This window comes from Luteimonas sp. MC1782 (genome assembly GCF_014164605.1).
Lineage (GTDB): Bacteria > Pseudomonadota > Gammaproteobacteria > Xanthomonadales > Xanthomonadaceae > Luteimonas.
In genome coordinates, this window is sequence record NZ_JACJFT010000001.1 from 1,970,856 (window position 1) to 1,988,264 (window position 17,409).

The window sequence follows — 17,409 nt, forward strand, 5'->3', positions numbered from 1 at the left end:
GGCACAATGGCGGGCGTAGATGGATGGGCAGGCGTTGGACATGCGGATCGGGATCGATTTCGGCACGAGTTACTCGGCCGCGGGTGCGGTGGTGGACGGCGAGGTGCAGCTGATCCGCTTCGGCGCGCAGGCGCAGTTCCGCACCACGGCGTTCTTTCCGCAGCGGTTGCCGGACATCCACCATTTCGAGCTCACCGACGCGCTGCAGGACGACGTGACGCGCTGGATGACCAGCGCACGCGCCGACCAGGCCCGCGAACTCGCGCGCCTCGAGCGCCTGCGGCAGTCGGCCATGGCGCTGCCTGTGCACCAGCGCGACGCCGCCCTGGCCCAGGTCCCGACCATGCGCCGGCGCGGCGACGATGAGCTCCGCCGCGCGGCGATCGCCGCCGTGCGCCGCGACTGGGTGGCCGGCCAGGTGCGCGAGGCCATGGACGCCACAGCCGAGCTGGATGACGCGCTGTACGGTGACGAAGCGGTGGATGCGTTCCTCGCGGCGGGCGAAGGCCACCTGGTGGTCTCGCCGAAATCGATGCTCGGCTACAAGCTGGAAGCGCATGCGCGCGACGTGCTGCTGGGCATCGCCACGCACGTGCTGCGCCACATCCGCACCACGGCCTCGGCGCAGCTGGGCACCGAGGTGCGCTCCGCGGTAATGGGCCGCCCGGTGCGCTTCCGCAGTTCCATGGAGGAGGCCGGCGGCGTGCAGGCGCTGGAGATCCTCACTGATGCCGCGCATGCGGCCGGTTTCGAGGCGGTCGAATTCCTCGAAGAACCGGCCGCGGCCGCCTACGACTTCCACCGCCGCAGCGAACGCGCCTGCCGCACCATGATCCTCGACATCGGCGGCGGCACCACCGACATGGCGCTCGCCCTGGTGGGCGGCGACACGCCGGCGCCGGTCATCCACGGCGCGTGGGGCGAGCCGGTCGGCGGCACCGACGTGGACCTCGAGCTGAGCATGCGCGGGGTCATGCCGCTGTTCGGCAAGAACGTCACCCGCACGGCCGTGCATCGCTACTACGAGGCGTCCCACGTGCAGGACCTGCAGCGGCAGGCCAACTTCCACAAGGCGATCTTCGACGAAGTGGAGGCACCCTACGGCGCGCGCCTGATGGCGCTGCAACAGGCCGGCAACACCGTGCGCCTGAACCGCGCGGTGGAGCAGGCGAAGATCGAACTGAGCGCCACCGGCAGCGTGCCCGTGGACCTGGACTACGTCGAGGCGGGGCTGGCCTGCGACATCGACCGGGCGCACCTCGCGGCCGCCGCCGAACGGCCATTCCTGGCGCAGCTGCGCGCGCTGATGCGCGAGGCCAGTGCCGGCGCGATCGAGACGCCCGAGGTTGTCTACCTCACCGGCGGCATGTCGCGCTCGCCGTACGTGCCGGCGCTGGTGGCCGAGGTGTTCCCGGGCGTGGAGATCGTGCGCGGTGACGCCTCGCTCGGCGTGGTCACCGGCCTCGCGCGCGCGGCCGCCGCTGACTGAGGCTCACCTGCGCGGAGCTGCGTCCGCACGTTGCGCTGCGCTCTTCGCGCGCGCCTCGCGGAACTCGCTGCCGTCATACCACGCGGGCCACGCGCTTGAATCCGCCACCGCGCGCACCAGCCGCAGCACGACTTCGGTATCCGCGGTTGGCCCGCGCATGTCCCAGCTGGCGTCGAAGTCGTCGCCGGGCTGGTGGTAGCGCTTGGCGAAGTAGTCCGCGCGCGCCGCCTTGCCGCCGTCCACGCCGCCGTCGAGCTGGTCCATGCCCGGGCCCACGGTGATCGCCGGCACGCCGGCCTGCGCGAATGCGAAATGGTCGGCGCGGTAGAAGAAGCCGGCCTCGAGATTCGGATCCGCCGAGTACGTCCGGCCTTGCGTGGTCGCGGCCGCCTCCAGGTCGCGCTCCAGTGACACCTTGCCCAGTCCCCAACTCGAGATGTCGCGCGTCGGCCCGTCCGGGCTCCACATCTCCATGTTGATCGCGGCGGCGGTGGTCGCCAGCGGGCGCGCCGGGTTGGCCGCGTACCAGGTGGCGCCGAGCAGCCCGCTCTCCTCGGCGGTGAGCGCGACGAACAGCACGCTGCGCGCCGGTGGCGGCCCGGCCTTCATGACGCGCGCGATCTCCATCATCGAGGCGATCGCGGTGGCGTTGTCGACGGCGCCGTTGATGATCGCGTCGCCGCTGTCATCCGGCTCGCCGATGCCGAAGCTGTCCCAATGCCCGGAGACGATGACCGTCTCGTCGGGCCGCGTGGCACCCGGCAGCAGGCCGAGCACGTTGCGGCTGGTGATGCGCGCGCGCTTGACCTTGAACGCCACCGACAGCTGCGCGTCGCCGAGCGGATGCGCGCGGAAGCCGGGCTGCTGCGCGCGGCGCTTGGCGTCGTCGAAATCGAGTCCCGCGTCCTTGAACAGGCGCGCCGCGACCTCGTGCTGGATCCAGCCGCGCACCGGCAGGTGATACGTGGCCGCATCGCCGCGCACGATGTCGAACTGCGGCGCGGCGCGGCCGTTGCGCACCGTGGTCCACGGATACGCGGCCGGCGCGGTCTCGTGCACGATCAGCACGCCCGCGGCGCCGCGCTTGGCGGCCTCGATGTACTTGTAGGCCCAGCGGCCGTACCAGGTCATCGCGCGGCCGCCGAACTTGCCGGGTGCGGTCTCGAAGTCGGGGTCGTTGACCAGCACCACCACGATCTTGCCGCGCACATCCATGCCGGCGTAGTCGTCCCAGCGGAGTTCGGGCGCGGTGATGCCGTAGCCGGCGAACACCAGCGGCACATCGCGCATGGCCACGCTGCCGGCGGGGTGCAGGGTTTCCACCGCGATGTCGTCGCCGTTGGCCAGCGCGCGCGTGCTTCCGCCGGCGCGCAGCGAGGCGCTGACCGGGCCGTCGATCGCGCTGCGCTCCAGCGTCACCGCCTGCGTCCAGCCGCCGTTGTCGCCGGCCGGTACAAGTCCGGCCTTCTCGAACCCGGCGCTGATCCAGGCGACGGTCTTGTCCTCGCCCGGGCTGTTCGGCGCGCGACCCTCGAACTCGTCGGAGGCCAGCGCGCGCAGGTGCGCGGCGAGATTGTCGCTGCTGATCGCGGCGACAGGCGCGCCTGCAGCGCGCGCGTCCGCGCTGGCGTTGGCGGCCGCGTCGCGCGGCGCGGGGCCGGCGCACGCGGCAAGCGCAAGTGCGACCGCCAGGAGACCAGGTACACGCGCCATGGGCGTCATCCATTTTTGCAGAAGGTCTGCATTGTGCTCCCCCGCGACGGCGTGGCCCGCCCGGTCCAGATGTAAAAAAGATTTGACATGGCGTCTTGTTGATGTAAAGAATGTTTTACATCAAGCCAAGGGAGAGCGCGTTGTGATCATCGGGCGTTGGGGATGGATCGGGCTGCTGGCGGTGGCGGGTGCCGGCTTCTGGCTGCTGCTCGGCAGCGGGCGGGTGTTCGGCCATGACATCGGCGGTATCGGCATGGCCCTGCTGGTCGGCTGCACGTGGCTGGCGCTGTACGCGGTGTCCGCGCTGCCGCGCAGTGAGTTCGATCACGCCGTGTCGCCGGGTGAGTGGAAGGCGTGGATCGGATTCGGCTTCATGCTCGCGGCCACGCTCTACTTCGTGTCGCATGCCGAGGTGTTCCGCGTCGGCGACCTGGCGCAGTCGCGGCGCGTGGCTACCAACCTGGTGCTGCTGCTGGTGGCGTGGAGCGTGCTGACGCGGTTGATGGCGTCGCGCTGGAAGGACCGCGTGCAGGAAGACGAGCGCGACCGCGCCATCGAGACCCGCGGCGCGGCCTGGGGGCGCCATGTGCTCATCGGCGGCGTGATCGTGGTCGCCGTGCTGCTGGGCATCTCGCCGGCCGACAGGCTGGCGTGGGCCACCCACTTCGTGATCGGCAACCTGCTGGTGCTGGTGCTGATGCTCGGCTGGCTGGTGGAGTGCGCGGCGATCGCGGTGATGTACTGGCGCGACCGGTGGTGATCCCGTCCGCGCCGCGGGCCCGGCGCTGACGCATGGCCGGCACTCCGCTTGAAAACGACATCCGCCGCCTGCGCCTGGCGCACGCTGAGATGACGCAGCAGCAGCTCGCCGATGCCTGCCAGGTCACGCGGCAGACGATCATCGCGCTGGAGGCAGGCCGCTACGCACCCTCGCTGGAACTCGCGTTCCGCATCGCGCGCGCGTTCGGCGTGGGCGTCGAGGACGTGTTCCGCTGGAAGCAATCGTGAGCACGCGGCCACCCGCGGCGGCCACGGCACTTGCCGCGGCCGTGTGCCGGCCTCACCGGCTCACGGCACCGCCGGCGTCTTCTCGGCGCGCAGCGCCACCAGGATGCGCAGACCCGGGCGTCCGTCGACCGGCGTGAAGCCAAGCCGCGCCTGCTCGGCAGCGATCGCGCGCCGCGTCAGCGTGCCGACCATGCCGTCGGCCTCGCCGATCGCATGCCCGCGCGCCAACAGCTGCTGCTGCAACTCGCGGCGCTCGGCGCGGCCGATGCCGGGATCGTCGGTGGGCCACGCCGTGGCGAACACACCGCCGCCACGCAGGCGGTCGGCGAGATGCGCGATCGCCAGCGCGTAGCTCTCGGCCGCGTTGTAGGAATAGATCGCGTCGAAGTTCTTGAACACCACGAATGCCGGCCCGCCGGTGCCGGCCGGCAGCAGCACGGCGGCGCGCGCGTCCGCGGGCACGCCGTCGATGGCGCGGCCATCCACGCGCCTGACGCCGAGCGCCTGCCATTCCGACAGCGGCTTGCGGTTTGTCCGACCCGCGAGCGCGGCGTTGAAGCCTTGCGGCAGCGCGACCTCGTAGCCCCAGGGCTGGCCACTGCGCCAGCCGGCGCGCTTGAGGTAGTTGGCAGTGGAGCCCAGCGCATCGGGAATGCTGCCGACCAGGTCACGGCGGCCGTCGCCGTCGAAATCCACCGCGATGCGCTGGTAGGTGCTGGGCATGAACTGCGTATGCCCGAACGCACCGGCCCACGAGCCGGTGATGCCGGTGTCGCGCAGGTCACCCGCGGCCAGCAGCTGCAGCGTGGCGATGAACTCGCCCTGGAAAAACGCCTGCCTGCGCCCGAAGCACGACAGCGTGCCCAGCGACACCAACGGCGGGCGCTTGCCGAAGCTCTTGCCGTAATCGCTTTCCACGCCCCACACCGCGACCACGGTGGCCGGGTCCACGCCGTACGTCGCCTGTACGCGCGCCAGCGTGGCGGCGTGTTCGGCCAGCATCGCCTGGCCATCGGCCACGCGCTGCGTGTCGACCAGCGCCGCCAGGTAGTCCCAGATCGGGGTGGTGAACTCCGGCTGCTGGTCGAGCAGCGGCAGCACGCTCATGTCAGGCGCCAGGCCCGCCGTGAGGCGGTCGAAGTCCGCAGCCGCGACCCCCTTGCCTGCGGCCGTCGCGCGCACGCCGGCCATGCAGCTGCGGAAATGCGCGAGATCGGCGGCGCTAGCCGCGGACTGTGCCGGGACCGATGCAGGGGTCGCTACGGGCGCGGGTACCGGGGCCGGTGCAGATGCCGCCGGCGGAACAACCTGCGCGCACGCCGGCTGCAAGGCCAGCAGCAGCGGTACCAGTATGGGAATGATGCGCATCGGGTGCTCCGGTCAGGCCTCGTCGGATTGTAGGCATCGCCTCCTGTACGCCGCGCACGCCATATTCACGACCTTCGTCGCGTTTGGGTCATCATCGGGTTCCCGGGCGAGGAGTCACTCCATGGCCGTCAACCGCAAAGCGCGGCCACGGCAGGCGAGCTGGGCATGGCTGGTCGCGGCGCTGTGCCTGGTGGGGCTGTGGCAGGTGGTGGGCCGCGATGGCGCCGGCGGCGCCACGTCCGGCGGCGACGCACCCGCACACGCACCCGCGCGCGCACCCACGCATGCCTTCCTGCCTGCCGAAGCCTTCGACACGCTGGCCCTGATCGACCGCGGCGGGCCGTTCCCGCACCGTCAGGACGGCGGCGTGTTCCAGAACCGCGAGCGCCTGCTGCCGCAGCAGCCGCGCGGCCATTACCGCGAATACACCGTGGCCACCCCGGGTGCACGCGACCGCGGTGCGCGCCGCATCGTCACCGGTGGCGATCCGCCACGCGAGTGGTACTACACCGCCGACCACTACGGCAGCTTCCGCGCGTTCCAGCGCACCGGGGACAGGCCATGACCGACGTTGAACTGGGCGCACTGCTGGCCGATGTGGGCCAGGCCGGCAGCTACTTCGTGGACGCGCGCGACCGCGCGGCGCTGGTCGAGGCCGCCACCACCCTCGAGTTCGCCGTGGTCACGATCGACCTCGAGAACGCCGAAGACAAACCCTCGCTGCTGGAGGCGATGGCCGATGGCCTGCTGTTCCCCGAGTGGTTCGGCGGCAACTGGGACGCATTGGCCGACTGCCTGGGCGACCTGTCATGGCTCGATGCCCGCCATGGCCTGTTGCTGCTGCTCGACCACAGCGGCGACCTGCGCGAAAACGCGCCCGACGACTTCGCCACGCTGCTCGACATCCTCGACGAGGCGGCCCGGCAACATGCCGCCGCGGGTGTCGCGTTCTGGGCACTGTTGCCGGCCGTCTCCACACCGTCTTAGCAATAAAACGACGCAGTGCAGACGAACGGTCCGGAATACTGTCGCCAGTCCCGCCACGGAAGCCGCCCATGCATCGTCCAGTCCTGACCGCCGCGGCAACGCTTGCGCTGTCACTTTCGCTGTCCGCCTGCAACGATCCAGCCACCGACTACAACCCGGTCGCCGAGCCGGCACAACCGCAGGCGCCGGTCACCGAGCCGGCACCGGAATCCGCGCCGATGATCGATCCGGCGCCAACCGACCCGATGCTGCCGCCGCCCGTCGATCCCACCCTCCCGCCGGTGGTGGATCCCACGCTGCCGCAGGACGACCGCACCCAGCCCGCACCGCCATCACCGGAAGACCCGATGCGCGACGTGCCGCCCGCTCCCCCGACTTCCTGAGGCGCCGAGGCGCCCCTCTCTCTCCAAGGGATCGAAGTCGCGTTCCCGCCCCGTCAAGGGCGGGATTTTTTTGCCCGGCGTCCGCGCGCCGACCGCAACAGGCGCAGCGTGGCCTGCTCCCACTGGCGTGCGCCACGCGCATCGCGCGCGGCCTTCGCCAGCCGGCCGTCGCGCCATGCGGCAAGCACCGTCGGATCCACGTAGGCCTTGCGGCACACGGCGACGGTGTTGCCGAGCAGCCCGGCCACTTCGGCCAGCACCGCGGCTTCGGTGCCGGCCAGCGCACGCTCCGCCGCCGGCTTGCCGCCGCGCCCTTCCGGCAGCGGCGTCGCGGCGAACAGCCGCGTGGCGTGCAGGGTGCCGCCCCAGGTGCGGAAATCCTTGGCGGTGAAGTCGTCGCCCATCGCGGCGCGCAGGTACCCGTTGACCAGGTCGGACGTCACCGGCTGCGGCACGCCGTCGTCATCGCGGTACTGGAACAACTGCTGCCCCGGCAGCTGCTGCACGCCGCGCACCAGCTTCGCCAGGCGGCTGTCGTCGAGTTCGATGTCGTGGTCCTGGCCGCCCTTGCCGCGGAAGCGCAGCCGCGCACGGCCACCGGCGAGGAAGGCGACATGGCGGTTGCGCAGCGTGGTCAGGCCATACGAACGGTTGCTGCGCGCGTAGGCATCGTTGCCCACGCGCACCAGGGTGTCGGCCATCAGCGCCACCACGATCGCCAGCACCTTGTCGCGCGGATACCCGGGCAGGCGCAAGTCGGTGCGCAGCCGGTGCCGCAACCGCGGCAATGCCTCGCCGAAGGCGATCACGCGCTCGAACTTGCCGTCGCCGCGCACCTCGTTCCAGCGCAGGTGGTAGCGGTATTGCTTGCGGCCGCGCGCGTCGCGGCCGGTGGCCTGCAGGTGGCCGCGCGGCGAGGCGCAGATCCAGACGTCGGCGTAGGCCGGGGGAATCGCCAGCGCGCGGATCCGCGCCAGGGTGTCGGCATCGCGCACGGTGCGGCCATCCGCGTCGCGGTAGCTGAAGCCCCGGCCGGCACGGCGACGCGCGATGCCGGGCTCGGCGTCGCTGACATGCAGCAGGCCGGCGGCCTTCGCGGCTCCGGCGTCGGGTGTCAGGGCGGCATCGCGCGCTAGGGGCATGCGGCAACGCTATCCGCGCCGTCGTGAGCAGCCCATCAAGGGGTCGAGTGCAGCGCGCCCGCGCGGACAGTGCGTCTCAGCGGCGCGTGTCGCCCACGAAACGCAGGAATTCCGCGCGGGTGCGCGCGTCGTCGCGGAAGCCGCCGAGCATGCTCGAGGTCACCATGCTCACGCCGCGCTTGTGGATGCCGCGCGTGGTCATGCACTCGTGCGTGGCTTCCACCACCACGCCCACGCCGCGCGGCTGCAACACGTCCTGGATCACCGCGGCGATCTGCGCGGTCATCTTTTCCTGCACCTGGAACCGGCGCGCGAAGGTGTCCACCACCCGCGCCAGCTTGCTGATGCCGACCACCTTGCCGTCGGGCAGGTAGCCCACGTGCGCGCGGCCGATGATCGGCGCCATGTGGTGCTCGCAGTGGCTTTCGAACTCGATGTCGCGCAGCACGATCATCTCGTCGTAGCCGGCGACCTCTTCGAAGGTGCGCTCCAGGTACTCGCGCGGATCATCGGCGTAGCCGCTGAACCAGTCGCCATAGGCGTCCACCACGCGGCGCGGGGTGTCCAGCAGGCCCTCGCGCCCCGGGTTGTCGCCGGACCAGCGCAACAGCGTGCGCACGGCGTCTTCGGCCTGTTCTCGGGTGGGCTTGCTGGACTCGGCCACGTGGGCGCTCGTTGCGACGGCGGGACCGGCATCCTAACGCAAGCTGCTGTTTTCCAGCTCCCGCCAGGTGTGCTCGATCACCGGCAGCACCTCGCTCCACAACAGCCGCGAGCCCTGCGGATCGTGCGTCCACCCCGCTTCCAGGCCGATCAGGTCGCGGTCGCTGCCGTGGCTGTCGAGCGCGAGGCGGTACGCCGGCGCGTAGTCCGACCACGCCATGCCGCTGATGTAGTACGGCATGGTCCGGTAGATCTGTTCGAAATGCCCGATGTCGCCGCGCGGATCCAGCGCCTCGGCGGCTTTCTGCCCGGCCACCGCGGCCGCGGCGGTGCCGGCGATCGCGCCCAGGGCGGCGCCCGCAGGGCCTCCCACCAGGCCGCCCACCACCGCCCCCACCGTCCCGCCCGCCACCGCGCTGGTGCCGGCGCCGAGGACATGGTCCTTCTTCAGCGTGCTCATGCCTGACCTCCAGGACCCGCGCGTGGGGCGCGGCCGATGCCGGAACTTATAGGCGCGGGCCGGTCTTGCAGGCGTGAAGCGCGCCGCCGGCATATGTCCATCCCGCGGGCGCGTTTTGCCGCAGGGCCCGCAGGCGCGACAATGGCCCCCTTGCCGCGCCGTTCCACCGCGCGCCCCCATTTCCCGGATGCGAGACGACATGTCCAAGACCCCACAGATCATCTACACCCTGACCGACGAAGCGCCTGCGCTCGCCACCCGCTCGCTGCTGCCGATCGTGCAGGCGTTCGCCGCCACCGCCGGCATCGACGTGGCCACGCGCGACATCTCGCTGTCCGGCCGCATCCTGGCGCAGTTCCCGGAGCGCCTCGGCGCCGGCCAGGCGATCGCCGACGATCTCGCCGAACTCGGCGCGCTGGCCACCACGCCCGACGCCAACATCATCAAGCTGCCCAACATCAGCGCCTCCGAGCCGCAGCTGCGCGCCGCGATCCGCGAGCTGCAGGAGCAGGGCTTTGCCGTGCCCGACTACCCCGAGCACCCGGCCACCGACGAGGAGCGCGACATCCGCGCCCGCTACGACCGCGTCAAGGGCTCGGCGGTCAACCCGGTGCTGCGCGAGGGCAACTCCGACCGCCGCGCGCCGGCGTCGGTGAAGGGCTACGCACGCAAGCATCCGCACCGCATGAGCGCGTGGTCGGCGGACTCCAAGTCGCACATCGCGCACATGGACGGCGGTGATTTTTACGGCAGCGAGCAGTCGGCCACCGTGGCCCGCGCCGGCACGCTGCGCATCGAACTGGTCCAGGCCGACGGCCGCACCACCGTGCTGCGCGACAAGGTGGCGGTGCTGGCCGGCGAAGTGGTGGACGCCTCTGCGATGTCGATGGCCGCCCTGTCGCGCTTCGTGGATGCCGAAATCGAGGACGCCAAGGCCGAGGACGTGCTGTTCTCGCTGCACCTCAAGGCCACGATGATGAAGATCTCCGACCCGATCATGTTCGGGCAGGTGGTCAAGCGCTTCTTCCGCGACACGTTGGCCCGCCACGCCGATGCGCTGGAGCAGGCCGGCTTCAACGCCGACAACGGCCTCGGCGACCTGTACTCCGCCATCGCCACGCTGCCGGCCGACACCCAGGCCGCCATCCGCGCCGACCTCGAGGCCGAAGCCGCGCGGCGCCCGGGGCTGGCAATGGTCGATTCCGACAAGGGCATCACCAACCTGCACGTGCCGAGCGACGTGATCGTCGACGCCTCGATGCCGGCGATGATCCGCGACTCGGGCCGCATGTGGAACGCCGCCGGCAAGCTGCAGGACACCAAGGCGCTGATCCCGGACCGCTGCTACGCCGGCATCTACCAGGCGGTGCTCGACGACTGCAAGGCGCACGGCGCGTTCGACCCGGCCACCATGGGCAGCGTGCCCAACGTCGGCCTGATGGCGCAGAAGGCCGAGGAATACGGCTCGCACGACAAGACCTTCCGCATCGCCGCCGATGGCACGGTGCGCGTGGTCGACCAGGACGGCGGCGTGGTGTTCGAGCACGCGGTGCAGGCTGGCGACATCTGGCGCATGTGCCAGACCCGCGACGCCGCGGTGCGCGACTGGGTGAAGCTTGCGGTGAGCCGCGCGCGCCTGTCGTCGACCCCGGCGGTGTTCTGGCTGGATCCCGCGCGCGCCCACGACGTGCAGCTCAAGGCCAAGGTGGAGCAGTACCTCGGCGAGCACGACCTCGCAGGCCTCGACATCCGCATCCTCGCGCCGGTGGCGGCCATGAAGCTGTCGCTGGAGCGCATCCGCGCCGGCCAGGACACGATCTCGGTCACCGGCAACGTGCTGCGCGACTACCTCACCGACCTGTTCCCGATCATGGAGCTGGGCACCAGCGCCAAGATGCTCTCGGTGGTGCCGCTCATGGCCGGCGGCGGCCTGTTCGAGACCGGCGCCGGCGGCTCCGCGCCCAAGCACGTGCAGCAGTTCGTGGCCGAGGACTACCTGCGCTGGGATTCGCTGGGCGAGTTCCTGGCGCTGGCGGCATCGCTCGAGCACCTGGCGCAGCACAGCGACAACCCCGCGGCGGACGTGCTGGCGCGCGCGCTGGACAAGGCGACCGGTGAATTCCTCGCCAACGACAAGTCGCCGTCGCGCAAGCTCGGCGGCATCGACAACCGCGGCAGCCACTTCTACCTGACGCTGTACTGGGCGCAGGCGCTGGCCGCGCAGGACGACGACGCCAGGCTGAAGGCGACCTTCGCGCCGCTGGCCCAAGCGCTGGCACGCGACGAAGCGGCGATCGTCGCCGAACTGGCCGCGGTGCAGGGCCAGGCCGTGGACATCGGCGGCTACTACCGCCCGGACGAGGCCAAGGCGACCGCCGCCATGCGCCCCAGCGCGACCTTCAACCGCGCGCTGGACGCCTTGGCCGGCTGAGCCGCCACCGGCGCGCGGCACCATGCCGCGCGCTGCAGTTCCGCCCTGTCGCCCGTGACCGATCACACGGGCGGTGCAGCGCGATCGCACGCACAATGGCCGCTCCCTGAATGCGGAGCGTGCCCCGTGCGATCGCCTGTCCCCTGCACCGCCCTGGCCCTCGGCCTCGCCCTCGCGCTCGCTGCCTGCGCACCGCAGCGGGGCACCGCGCCCGCCGCCCCGGCCACCATCACCTCGCAGCAGGTCACGGCCGAATCCGCGCGCCTCAACGCCTGGTTCGACGCGCAGTACGAGGAACTGCTGCAGTCCAGCCCGATGCAGCTGACCTTCCTTGGGCGCAAGGAGCACAACGACCGGCTCGACGACGTGTCCGAAGCCGCCGTGCGCAAGCGCCTGGCGTGGCTGGAAACGTCGGTGGCGGCGATGGAGTCGGGCTTCGACCGCGACCTGCTCGACGTCGAGACCCGCCTGTCCTGGGATCTCTGGAAGCGCCAGTACGAAAGCATGCGCGACGGCATGCCGTTCCTCGCCAACGGCTACGCCTTCGACCAGATGAACGGCATGCACAGCAGCCTGCCGACCTTCCTGATCAACTTCCACAAGGTCGACAGCGAGCAGGACTACCTGGCGTACATCGCGCGCCTGCGCGCCGTGCCGACCCTGTTCGACCAGTTGCTCGCCCAGGGTCGCGCCTCCGCCGCCAAGGGCATCGTCGCGCCGAAGTTCGCCTACGAGGGCGTGCTCGAGCAGTCGCGCAAGGTGGTGGCAGGCGCACCGTTCGACCGCGGCGCCGACAGCGCGCTGTGGGCCGACGCGCAGGCCAAGGCCGATGCGCTCGCCAAGGCCGGCACAGTGAGCGCCGCACGCGCCGAAGCGCTGAAGGCCGAAGCACGCAGCGCGTTGCTCGAGCAGGTGCAGCCGGCCTACGCCCGCGTGATCGCCTGGGCCGAAGCCGCGCTGCCCGCGGCGCTGGTCAATCCCGCCGGCGTGGGCACCACGCACCCCGACGGCGCCGCGTACTACGCCTACCTGCTGCGCGAAAGCACCACCACGTCCATGAGCGCCGACGAGGTCCACCAGCTCGGCCTTGCCGAAGTGGCGCGGCTGCGCGGCGAGATGGAAGCGGTCAAGCAGCGCGTCGGCTACCAGGGCGACCTGCAGCAGTTCTTCACCTTCCTCGATACCGACCAGCAGTTCCGCTATCCGGAGACCGATGGCGGCCGACAGGCCTACATCGACGAGGCCACGCGCCTGATCGACAACATCGAGAAGCAGCTGCCCGAGTACTTCGGCCTGCTGCCCAAGGCCGGCCTGGAGGTGAAGCGCGTGGAGGCGTTCCGCGAGCAGCCCGGCGCCGCCCAGCACTACTTCCCCGGCACCCCGGACGGCTCGCGCGACGGCATCTACTACGCGCACCTGTCGGACATGGCGGCCATGCCCAAGACCGAGCTGGAAGTGATCGCGTACCACGAAGGCCTGCCCGGCCATCACATGCAGATCTCCATCGCCCAGGAGCTCGAAGGCGTGCCCACCTTCCGCCGCCAGCTGTTCTCCACCGCCTACACCGAAGGCTGGGGCCTGTACTCGGAATGGCTGGCCAAGGAGATCCCCGGCACCTACCAGGACCCGTACTCCGAGTTCGGCCGCCTCGGCTCCGAGATCTGGCGCGCCATCCGCCTGGTGGTGGACACCGGCCTGCACGCCAAGGGCTGGACCGAGCAGCAGGCCGTGGATTACTTCCGCGAGAACAGCTCGGCGCCGCTCACTGCCATCCGCTCCGAGATCCAGCGCTACCTGGTGATGCCGGGCCAGGCGACCGCCTACAAGGTCGGCATGATCCGCATCCAGGCGCTGCGCGCGAAGGCGGAAGCGGAGCTGGACGACCGCTTCGACATCCGCGGCTTCCACGACACCGTGCTCGGTGGCGGCGCGATGCCGCTGGACATGCTGGAGCAGCGCGTGGACGCGTGGATCGCGGAGCAGCAGGCCGCGGGCTGAGGCACACAGCGAAGGGACGCCGCAATCGACACGGCCCCGGCCCACGCCGGGGCTTTTTTCATGCGGTCTTCCCTGCCGCGCGCCCAGACTCACGGCTCCCGTCATTCCGGAGTGTGCTGCATGGGCCTGTTCTCCAAGATCGCCGACCGCATCTTCAACCGCAAAGCCGACGCACCCGCGTCCGCATCCACCGGCAAGCCGGCACCCGTCATCTTCGAGGGCAGCCGCAACGACCCGCAGGTGGCGCCGCCCGCGCTGCGCACCGCATCCGCGGTCACGCCAACCGCCTCCGCCCCGGCGCCCGTCGACGTCGAGGCCGTGCTGCGCGACATGGCCGACGCCAATGGCGGCGAAAGCGACTGGCGCCGTTCCATCGTCGACCTGCTGAAGCTGCTCGACCTCGACTCCAGCCTCGCGGCCCGCAAGGAACTTGCCGCCGAACTCGGCGTCGACGCCGGCGCGCACGGCAGCGCCGAGCAGAACATTGCCCTGCACAAGGCGGTGATGCGCAAGCTTGCCGAGAACGGCGGCAAGGTGCCGGCCGACCTGCGCGACTGAACCGCGACGCGTCGCGGCGCGCCTGCCGCGGGGGCCGGCGCGTTAGCATGCCGCCCCCGGGTTGCACGCCGTAGACGCCTCATGCCGTTCCGCCTTTTCGACGCAGTTCCGGCGGCATGAGCGACGCGTCGCGTGGGGCGGGCGCCATGTCGCCGCCCTCCAAGGAACGCCTGCCACGCTGGAGCGCCGCGCTGGGGACCGCGCTGCTGCACCTCGTGGTGCTCCTCTTGGCCATGCAAGCGCCGCCGTTGGCGGTGCCGCCGGCAGAGGGCAGCCCGGATGGCGGTGGCGCCCTGCAGGTGACCTGGATCGACGCCCCGCTGCCGTCGCCTGCGCCGTTGCCACCCGCGCGCCCCCCGAGCGCCAACGCGTCGCCCACGCCATCGCCAACGCCTGCGCGCGTCACTCCGCCGCCGGTCCCGCAGGGCGAAGATCCGCCACCGCCCGCACCGTCCACGCCCCTGGCGTCCGCCCCCGCGGAGGCGCCCCCGGCGCCGGCGGAGCCGCCCGCACAACGCCCGACGCGCGCGTACGGACTGCCGCCCGGCATGCGCGCCGAGGACATGACCCCGGCCAGTGCCGGCCCCCCGCGCAGCCCGACGGTGCACCGCCGCCGCGGCAACGCCGCCAGCGGCCCCACCAGCAGTTTCGACGTGGACGGCTACCAGGTGCAGTACGAGCCGCTGGGCGAAGCCCGGCTGCGCGAATGGCGCGAGCAGGGCATGACCGAACTGTTCCTGCCGCTGCCCGGTACGCGACGCCTGATGGTGTGCCCGCTGGAGATCGTGGTGCGGCGCGGGTCCGGCCCCTGCCGCATGGTCGCGCCGGATGCGCCGGAACTGGCCGCCATCGGCGACGCGCGCCAGGTGATCCTCATGCACCGGGTTTACCATCGCGGCGACGAAGTGTGGAGCGGGCCGGGGCCCTACCGGTGAACGCCGCCACGCGCCCCATCCGCACCGCCCCTTGTTCCTGACCAACCGGAGCTCCATCCATGCTGCGCACCCTGCTGCTGTCTTCCGCGATCGCCCTGGCCCTGTCGGGCTGCGACCGCGCCGCCACCGAGTCCCCGATGCCCGATACCGCCCCCGTTGCCACCGCGCCCACGCAGGGTGAAAACCCGCTCCTCGCCGCCAGCACGCTGCCGTTCCAGGCACCGGTGTTCGACCGCATCGAGGACAGCCACTACCAGCCGGCGATCGAGGAAGGCATGCGCCAGCACCTCGCCGAGGTGCGCAAGATCGCCGACAACGCCGAAGCCCCCAGCTTCGCCAACACCATCGAAGCGCTGGAGCGCAGCGGTGCGCTGCTGACCCGCGCCGCCGGCATCTTCTCCGCCATGACCTCGGCCAACACCAATCCCACGCTGCAGGCTTCCGAAGTCGCGCTGGCGCCGAAGCTGGCCGAGCACGGCGACGCCATCCACCTGGACCCCGCGCTTTTCGCGCGCGTGAAGTCGCTGCATGCCCAGCGCGCCGACCTCGGCCTCACGCCCGAGCAGCTCACCGTGCTCGAGCGCACGTACGAGAAGTTCGTCCGCGCCGGCGCCGAGCTGGATGCCGCCAGGCAGGCCGAACTGCGCAAGCTCAACAGCGAGGAGTCGTCGCTGACCACCGCGTTCTCCAACAAGCTGCTGGCCGCGGGCAATGCCGGCGGCGTGTTTGTTGACGACGTGGCCAAGCTCGATGGCCTGGACGCAGCGGCCATTGCCGCCGCCGCCGATGCCGCCAAGGCCGCCGGCAAGGACGGCCAGTGGCTGCTGCCGCTGCAGAACACCAGCCAGCAGCCGGTGCTGGCGTCGCTGAAGGACCGCGCCCTGCGCGAGCAGGTGATGGCCGCGTCGCTGGGCCGCGCCGAGAAGGGCGACGGCAACGACACCCGCGCCACCATCCAGCGCCTGGCCGAACTGCGCGCGCGCAAGGCCGAACTGCTGGGCTATCCCAGCTACGCCGCCTACGGCATCGCCGACCAGATGGCCGTCACGCCCGAGGTCGCGCTCAAGCTCCTGACCGACACCGTGCCCGCGGCCACCGCGCGCGCCAAGGCGGAACTGGCCAAGATCCAGGCCGTGGTCGACGCGCAGGGCGGCGGCTTCACCGCCGGCGCCGCCGACTGGGACTTCTACGCCGAGCAGGTGCGCAAGGCCGAGTTCGACCTCGACGAAGCGCAGATCAAGCCCTACTTCGAACTGGACCGCGTGCTGAAGGACGGCGTGTTCTTCGCCGCCGAACAGCTGTACGGCATCACCGCCAAGGAGCGCACCGACCTGCCCGTCTACCACCCCGACGTGCGCGTATTCGACATCTTCGACGCCGACGGCACGCAGCTGGCGCTGTTCTACCTCGACCCGTTCAAGCGCGAGAGCAAGCAGGGCGGCGCCTGGATGGGCAACTTCGTCGAGCAGAACGGCCTGACCGGCGACATCCCGGTGATCTACAACGTCGAGAACTACACCAAGCCCGCTGCCGGCCAGCCCGCGCTGCTGAGCTGGGACGACGTGACCACGCTGTTCCACGAATACGGCCACGCCCTGCACGGCATCTTCTCCAAGACCACCTACCCGAGCGTGGCCGGCACCAACACGCCGCGCGATTTCGTGGAGTTCCCGTCGCAGTTCAACGAGCACTGGGCGCTCGACCCGAAGGTGTTCGCCAACTACGCCAAGCACCACCAGACCGGCGAAGCGATGCCGCAGGCGCTGGTGGACAAGATCGTCAAGGCGCGCACCTTCAACCAGGGCTACGCGACCACCGAATACCTGTCGGCCGCGCTGCTCGACATGGCGTGGCACACGCTGCCGTCCGGTGACGCGAAGAAGGACGTGGACGCGTTCGAACGCGAGGCGCTGGCGAAGTACAAGGTGGACATGGCCGCGGTGCCGCCGCGCTACCGCACCAACTACTTCAGCCACATCTGGGGCGGCGGCTATGCGGCCGGCTACTACGCGTACTTCGGCGCGGAAGTGCTCGACCATGACGCGTTCCAGTGGTTCCGCGAGAACGGCGGGCTGACGCGCGAGAACGGCCAGGTGTTCCGCGACAAGATCCTCTCGATCGGGCAGTCGCGCGACCTGGGCACGGCGTATCGCGAGTTCCGTGGCAAGGAGCCGAGCGTGGAGCCGTTGCTGGAGCATCGCGGGCTGAAGTAAGCCGCGGTTTCCACCGTCGCACCGAGTAACGAAGGCCCGCGATCGCGGGCCTTCGTTCTTT

At 71.0% G+C, this 17,409-nt stretch carries 16 protein-coding genes; 11 read left to right on the plus strand and 5 right to left on the minus strand.

What is annotated here, in order from left to right; translation table 11 throughout:
• The first annotated feature begins 40 nt into the window (after window positions 1-40).
• Window positions 41-1,489 carry an Hsp70 family protein gene (locus H5368_RS09190; protein ID WP_182823508.1) on the plus strand — a complete coding sequence of 483 codons (1,449 nt, stop codon included), beginning with the start codon at window positions 41-43 and terminating at the stop codon, window positions 1,487-1,489.
• 3 nt (window positions 1,490-1,492) lie between these two features.
• On the opposite strand, the gene H5368_RS09195 is transcribed toward H5368_RS09190, so the two are convergent.
• A complete protein-coding gene (locus H5368_RS09195) occupies window positions 1,493-3,202 on the minus strand; it encodes a M28 family metallopeptidase (protein ID WP_182823510.1) in 1,710 nt (569 codons plus the stop codon).
• Window positions 3,203-3,344: 142 nt separating this feature from the next.
• Between H5368_RS09195 and H5368_RS09200 the strand changes: the two genes are divergently transcribed.
• Together H5368_RS09200 and H5368_RS09205 are read left to right on the plus strand one after the other, a co-directional pair.
• Complete coding sequence (locus tag H5368_RS09200) at window positions 3,345-3,962, plus strand: hypothetical protein (RefSeq protein ID WP_182823512.1); 618 nt, start codon at window positions 3,345-3,347, stop codon at window positions 3,960-3,962.
• Between the two features lie 32 nt (window positions 3,963-3,994).
• Window positions 3,995-4,210 carry a helix-turn-helix transcriptional regulator gene (locus H5368_RS09205; RefSeq protein WP_182823514.1) on the plus strand — a complete coding sequence of 72 codons (216 nt, stop codon included), beginning with the start codon at window positions 3,995-3,997 and terminating at the stop codon, window positions 4,208-4,210.
• Between the two features lie 60 nt (window positions 4,211-4,270).
• Here the strand turns inward: H5368_RS09205 and H5368_RS09210 are convergent, their stop codons facing one another.
• Window positions 4,271-5,539, minus strand: coding sequence for a lytic murein transglycosylase (locus H5368_RS09210; protein WP_255486498.1), 1,269 nt, complete (start codon window positions 5,537-5,539; stop codon window positions 4,271-4,273).
• Window positions 5,540-5,699: 160 nt separating this feature from the next.
• Between H5368_RS09210 and H5368_RS09215 the strand changes: the two genes are divergently transcribed.
• From H5368_RS09215 to H5368_RS09225, 3 genes are all read left to right on the plus strand, one after another.
• Window positions 5,700-6,143, plus strand: coding sequence for a ribonuclease domain-containing protein (locus H5368_RS09215; protein WP_182823518.1), 444 nt, complete (start codon window positions 5,700-5,702; stop codon window positions 6,141-6,143).
• On the plus strand, window positions 6,140-6,565 hold the full coding sequence (locus tag H5368_RS09220; RefSeq protein ID WP_182823520.1) for a barstar family protein: 426 nt from the start codon (window positions 6,140-6,142) through the stop codon (window positions 6,563-6,565). Before H5368_RS09215 ends, H5368_RS09220 begins: the two co-directional genes overlap by 4 nt.
• A gap of 68 nt (window positions 6,566-6,633) precedes the next feature.
• Window positions 6,634-6,948 (plus strand): hypothetical protein, encoded by a 315-nt coding sequence (locus H5368_RS09225; RefSeq protein ID WP_182823522.1) that lies wholly within the window; start codon window positions 6,634-6,636, stop codon window positions 6,946-6,948.
• 53 nt (window positions 6,949-7,001) lie between these two features.
• Here H5368_RS09225 and H5368_RS09230 read toward each other — a convergent pair whose 3' ends face one another.
• The 3 genes from H5368_RS09230 to H5368_RS09240 form a co-directional block, all read right to left on the minus strand.
• On the minus strand, window positions 7,002-8,090 hold the full coding sequence (locus H5368_RS09230) for a DNA topoisomerase IB (protein WP_182823523.1): 1,089 nt from the start codon (window positions 8,088-8,090) through the stop codon (window positions 7,002-7,004).
• Between the two features lie 76 nt (window positions 8,091-8,166).
• Window positions 8,167-8,754, minus strand: coding sequence for a GTP cyclohydrolase I FolE (gene folE, locus H5368_RS09235; RefSeq protein ID WP_182823524.1), 588 nt, complete (start codon window positions 8,752-8,754; stop codon window positions 8,167-8,169).
• Between the two features lie 33 nt (window positions 8,755-8,787).
• Entirely contained in the window at window positions 8,788-9,213 is a 426-nt protein-coding gene (locus H5368_RS09240; RefSeq protein WP_182823525.1) for a hypothetical protein, read from the minus strand.
• Between the two features lie 199 nt (window positions 9,214-9,412).
• Here H5368_RS09240 and H5368_RS09245 point away from each other — a divergent pair, with 199 nt between their 5' ends.
• The 5 genes from H5368_RS09245 to dcp all read left to right on the plus strand — a co-directional run bounded on the left by H5368_RS09245 (window position 9,413) and on the right by dcp (window position 17,348).
• The gene (locus H5368_RS09245; RefSeq protein ID WP_182823526.1) at window positions 9,413-11,644 is read left to right on the plus strand and encodes an NADP-dependent isocitrate dehydrogenase; all 2,232 of its coding nucleotides are present in this window, start codon (window positions 9,413-9,415) and stop codon (window positions 11,642-11,644) included.
• 126 nt (window positions 11,645-11,770) lie between these two features.
• A complete protein-coding gene (locus H5368_RS09250; RefSeq protein ID WP_182823527.1) occupies window positions 11,771-13,642 on the plus strand; it encodes a DUF885 domain-containing protein in 1,872 nt (623 codons plus the stop codon).
• Window positions 13,643-13,762: 120 nt separating this feature from the next.
• Entirely contained in the window at window positions 13,763-14,200 is a 438-nt protein-coding gene (locus tag H5368_RS09255) for a DUF3597 domain-containing protein (RefSeq protein WP_182823528.1), read from the plus strand.
• A gap of 146 nt (window positions 14,201-14,346) precedes the next feature.
• Window positions 14,347-15,135, plus strand: coding sequence for a type II toxin-antitoxin system RelE/ParE family toxin (locus H5368_RS09260; protein ID WP_182823530.1), 789 nt, complete (start codon window positions 14,347-14,349; stop codon window positions 15,133-15,135).
• A 59-nt stretch (window positions 15,136-15,194) separates the two neighbouring features.
• Window positions 15,195-17,348 carry a peptidyl-dipeptidase Dcp gene (gene dcp, locus H5368_RS09265; protein ID WP_182823532.1) on the plus strand — a complete coding sequence of 718 codons (2,154 nt, stop codon included), beginning with the start codon at window positions 15,195-15,197 and terminating at the stop codon, window positions 17,346-17,348.
• Window positions 17,349-17,409: the final 61 nt, after the last annotated feature.

Bases quoted from the DNA above. Each gene is read 5' to 3' on its own strand.
- H5368_RS09190 (WP_182823508.1), top strand. From the start codon at position 41: ATGCGGATCGGGATCGATTTCGGCACGAGTTACTCGGCCGCGGGTGCG.
- H5368_RS09195 (WP_182823510.1), bottom strand. From the start codon at position 3,202: ATGGCGCGTGTACCTGGTCTCCTGGCGGTCGCACTTGCGCTTGCCGCG.
- H5368_RS09205 (WP_182823514.1), top strand. From the start codon at position 3,995: ATGGCCGGCACTCCGCTTGAAAACGACATCCGCCGCCTGCGCCTGGCG.
- H5368_RS09215 (WP_182823518.1), top strand. From the start codon at position 5,700: ATGGCCGTCAACCGCAAAGCGCGGCCACGGCAGGCGAGCTGGGCATGG.
- H5368_RS09220 (WP_182823520.1), top strand. From the start codon at position 6,140: ATGACCGACGTTGAACTGGGCGCACTGCTGGCCGATGTGGGCCAGGCC.
- H5368_RS09225 (WP_182823522.1), top strand. From the start codon at position 6,634: ATGCATCGTCCAGTCCTGACCGCCGCGGCAACGCTTGCGCTGTCACTT.
- H5368_RS09230 (WP_182823523.1), bottom strand. From the start codon at position 8,090: ATGCCCCTAGCGCGCGATGCCGCCCTGACACCCGACGCCGGAGCCGCG.
- H5368_RS09240 (WP_182823525.1), bottom strand. From the start codon at position 9,213: ATGAGCACGCTGAAGAAGGACCATGTCCTCGGCGCCGGCACCAGCGCG.
- H5368_RS09245 (WP_182823526.1), top strand. From the start codon at position 9,413: ATGTCCAAGACCCCACAGATCATCTACACCCTGACCGACGAAGCGCCT.
- H5368_RS09255 (WP_182823528.1), top strand. From the start codon at position 13,763: ATGGGCCTGTTCTCCAAGATCGCCGACCGCATCTTCAACCGCAAAGCC.
- H5368_RS09260 (WP_182823530.1), top strand. From the start codon at position 14,347: ATGTCGCCGCCCTCCAAGGAACGCCTGCCACGCTGGAGCGCCGCGCTG.
- dcp (WP_182823532.1), top strand. From the start codon at position 15,195: ATGCTGCGCACCCTGCTGCTGTCTTCCGCGATCGCCCTGGCCCTGTCG.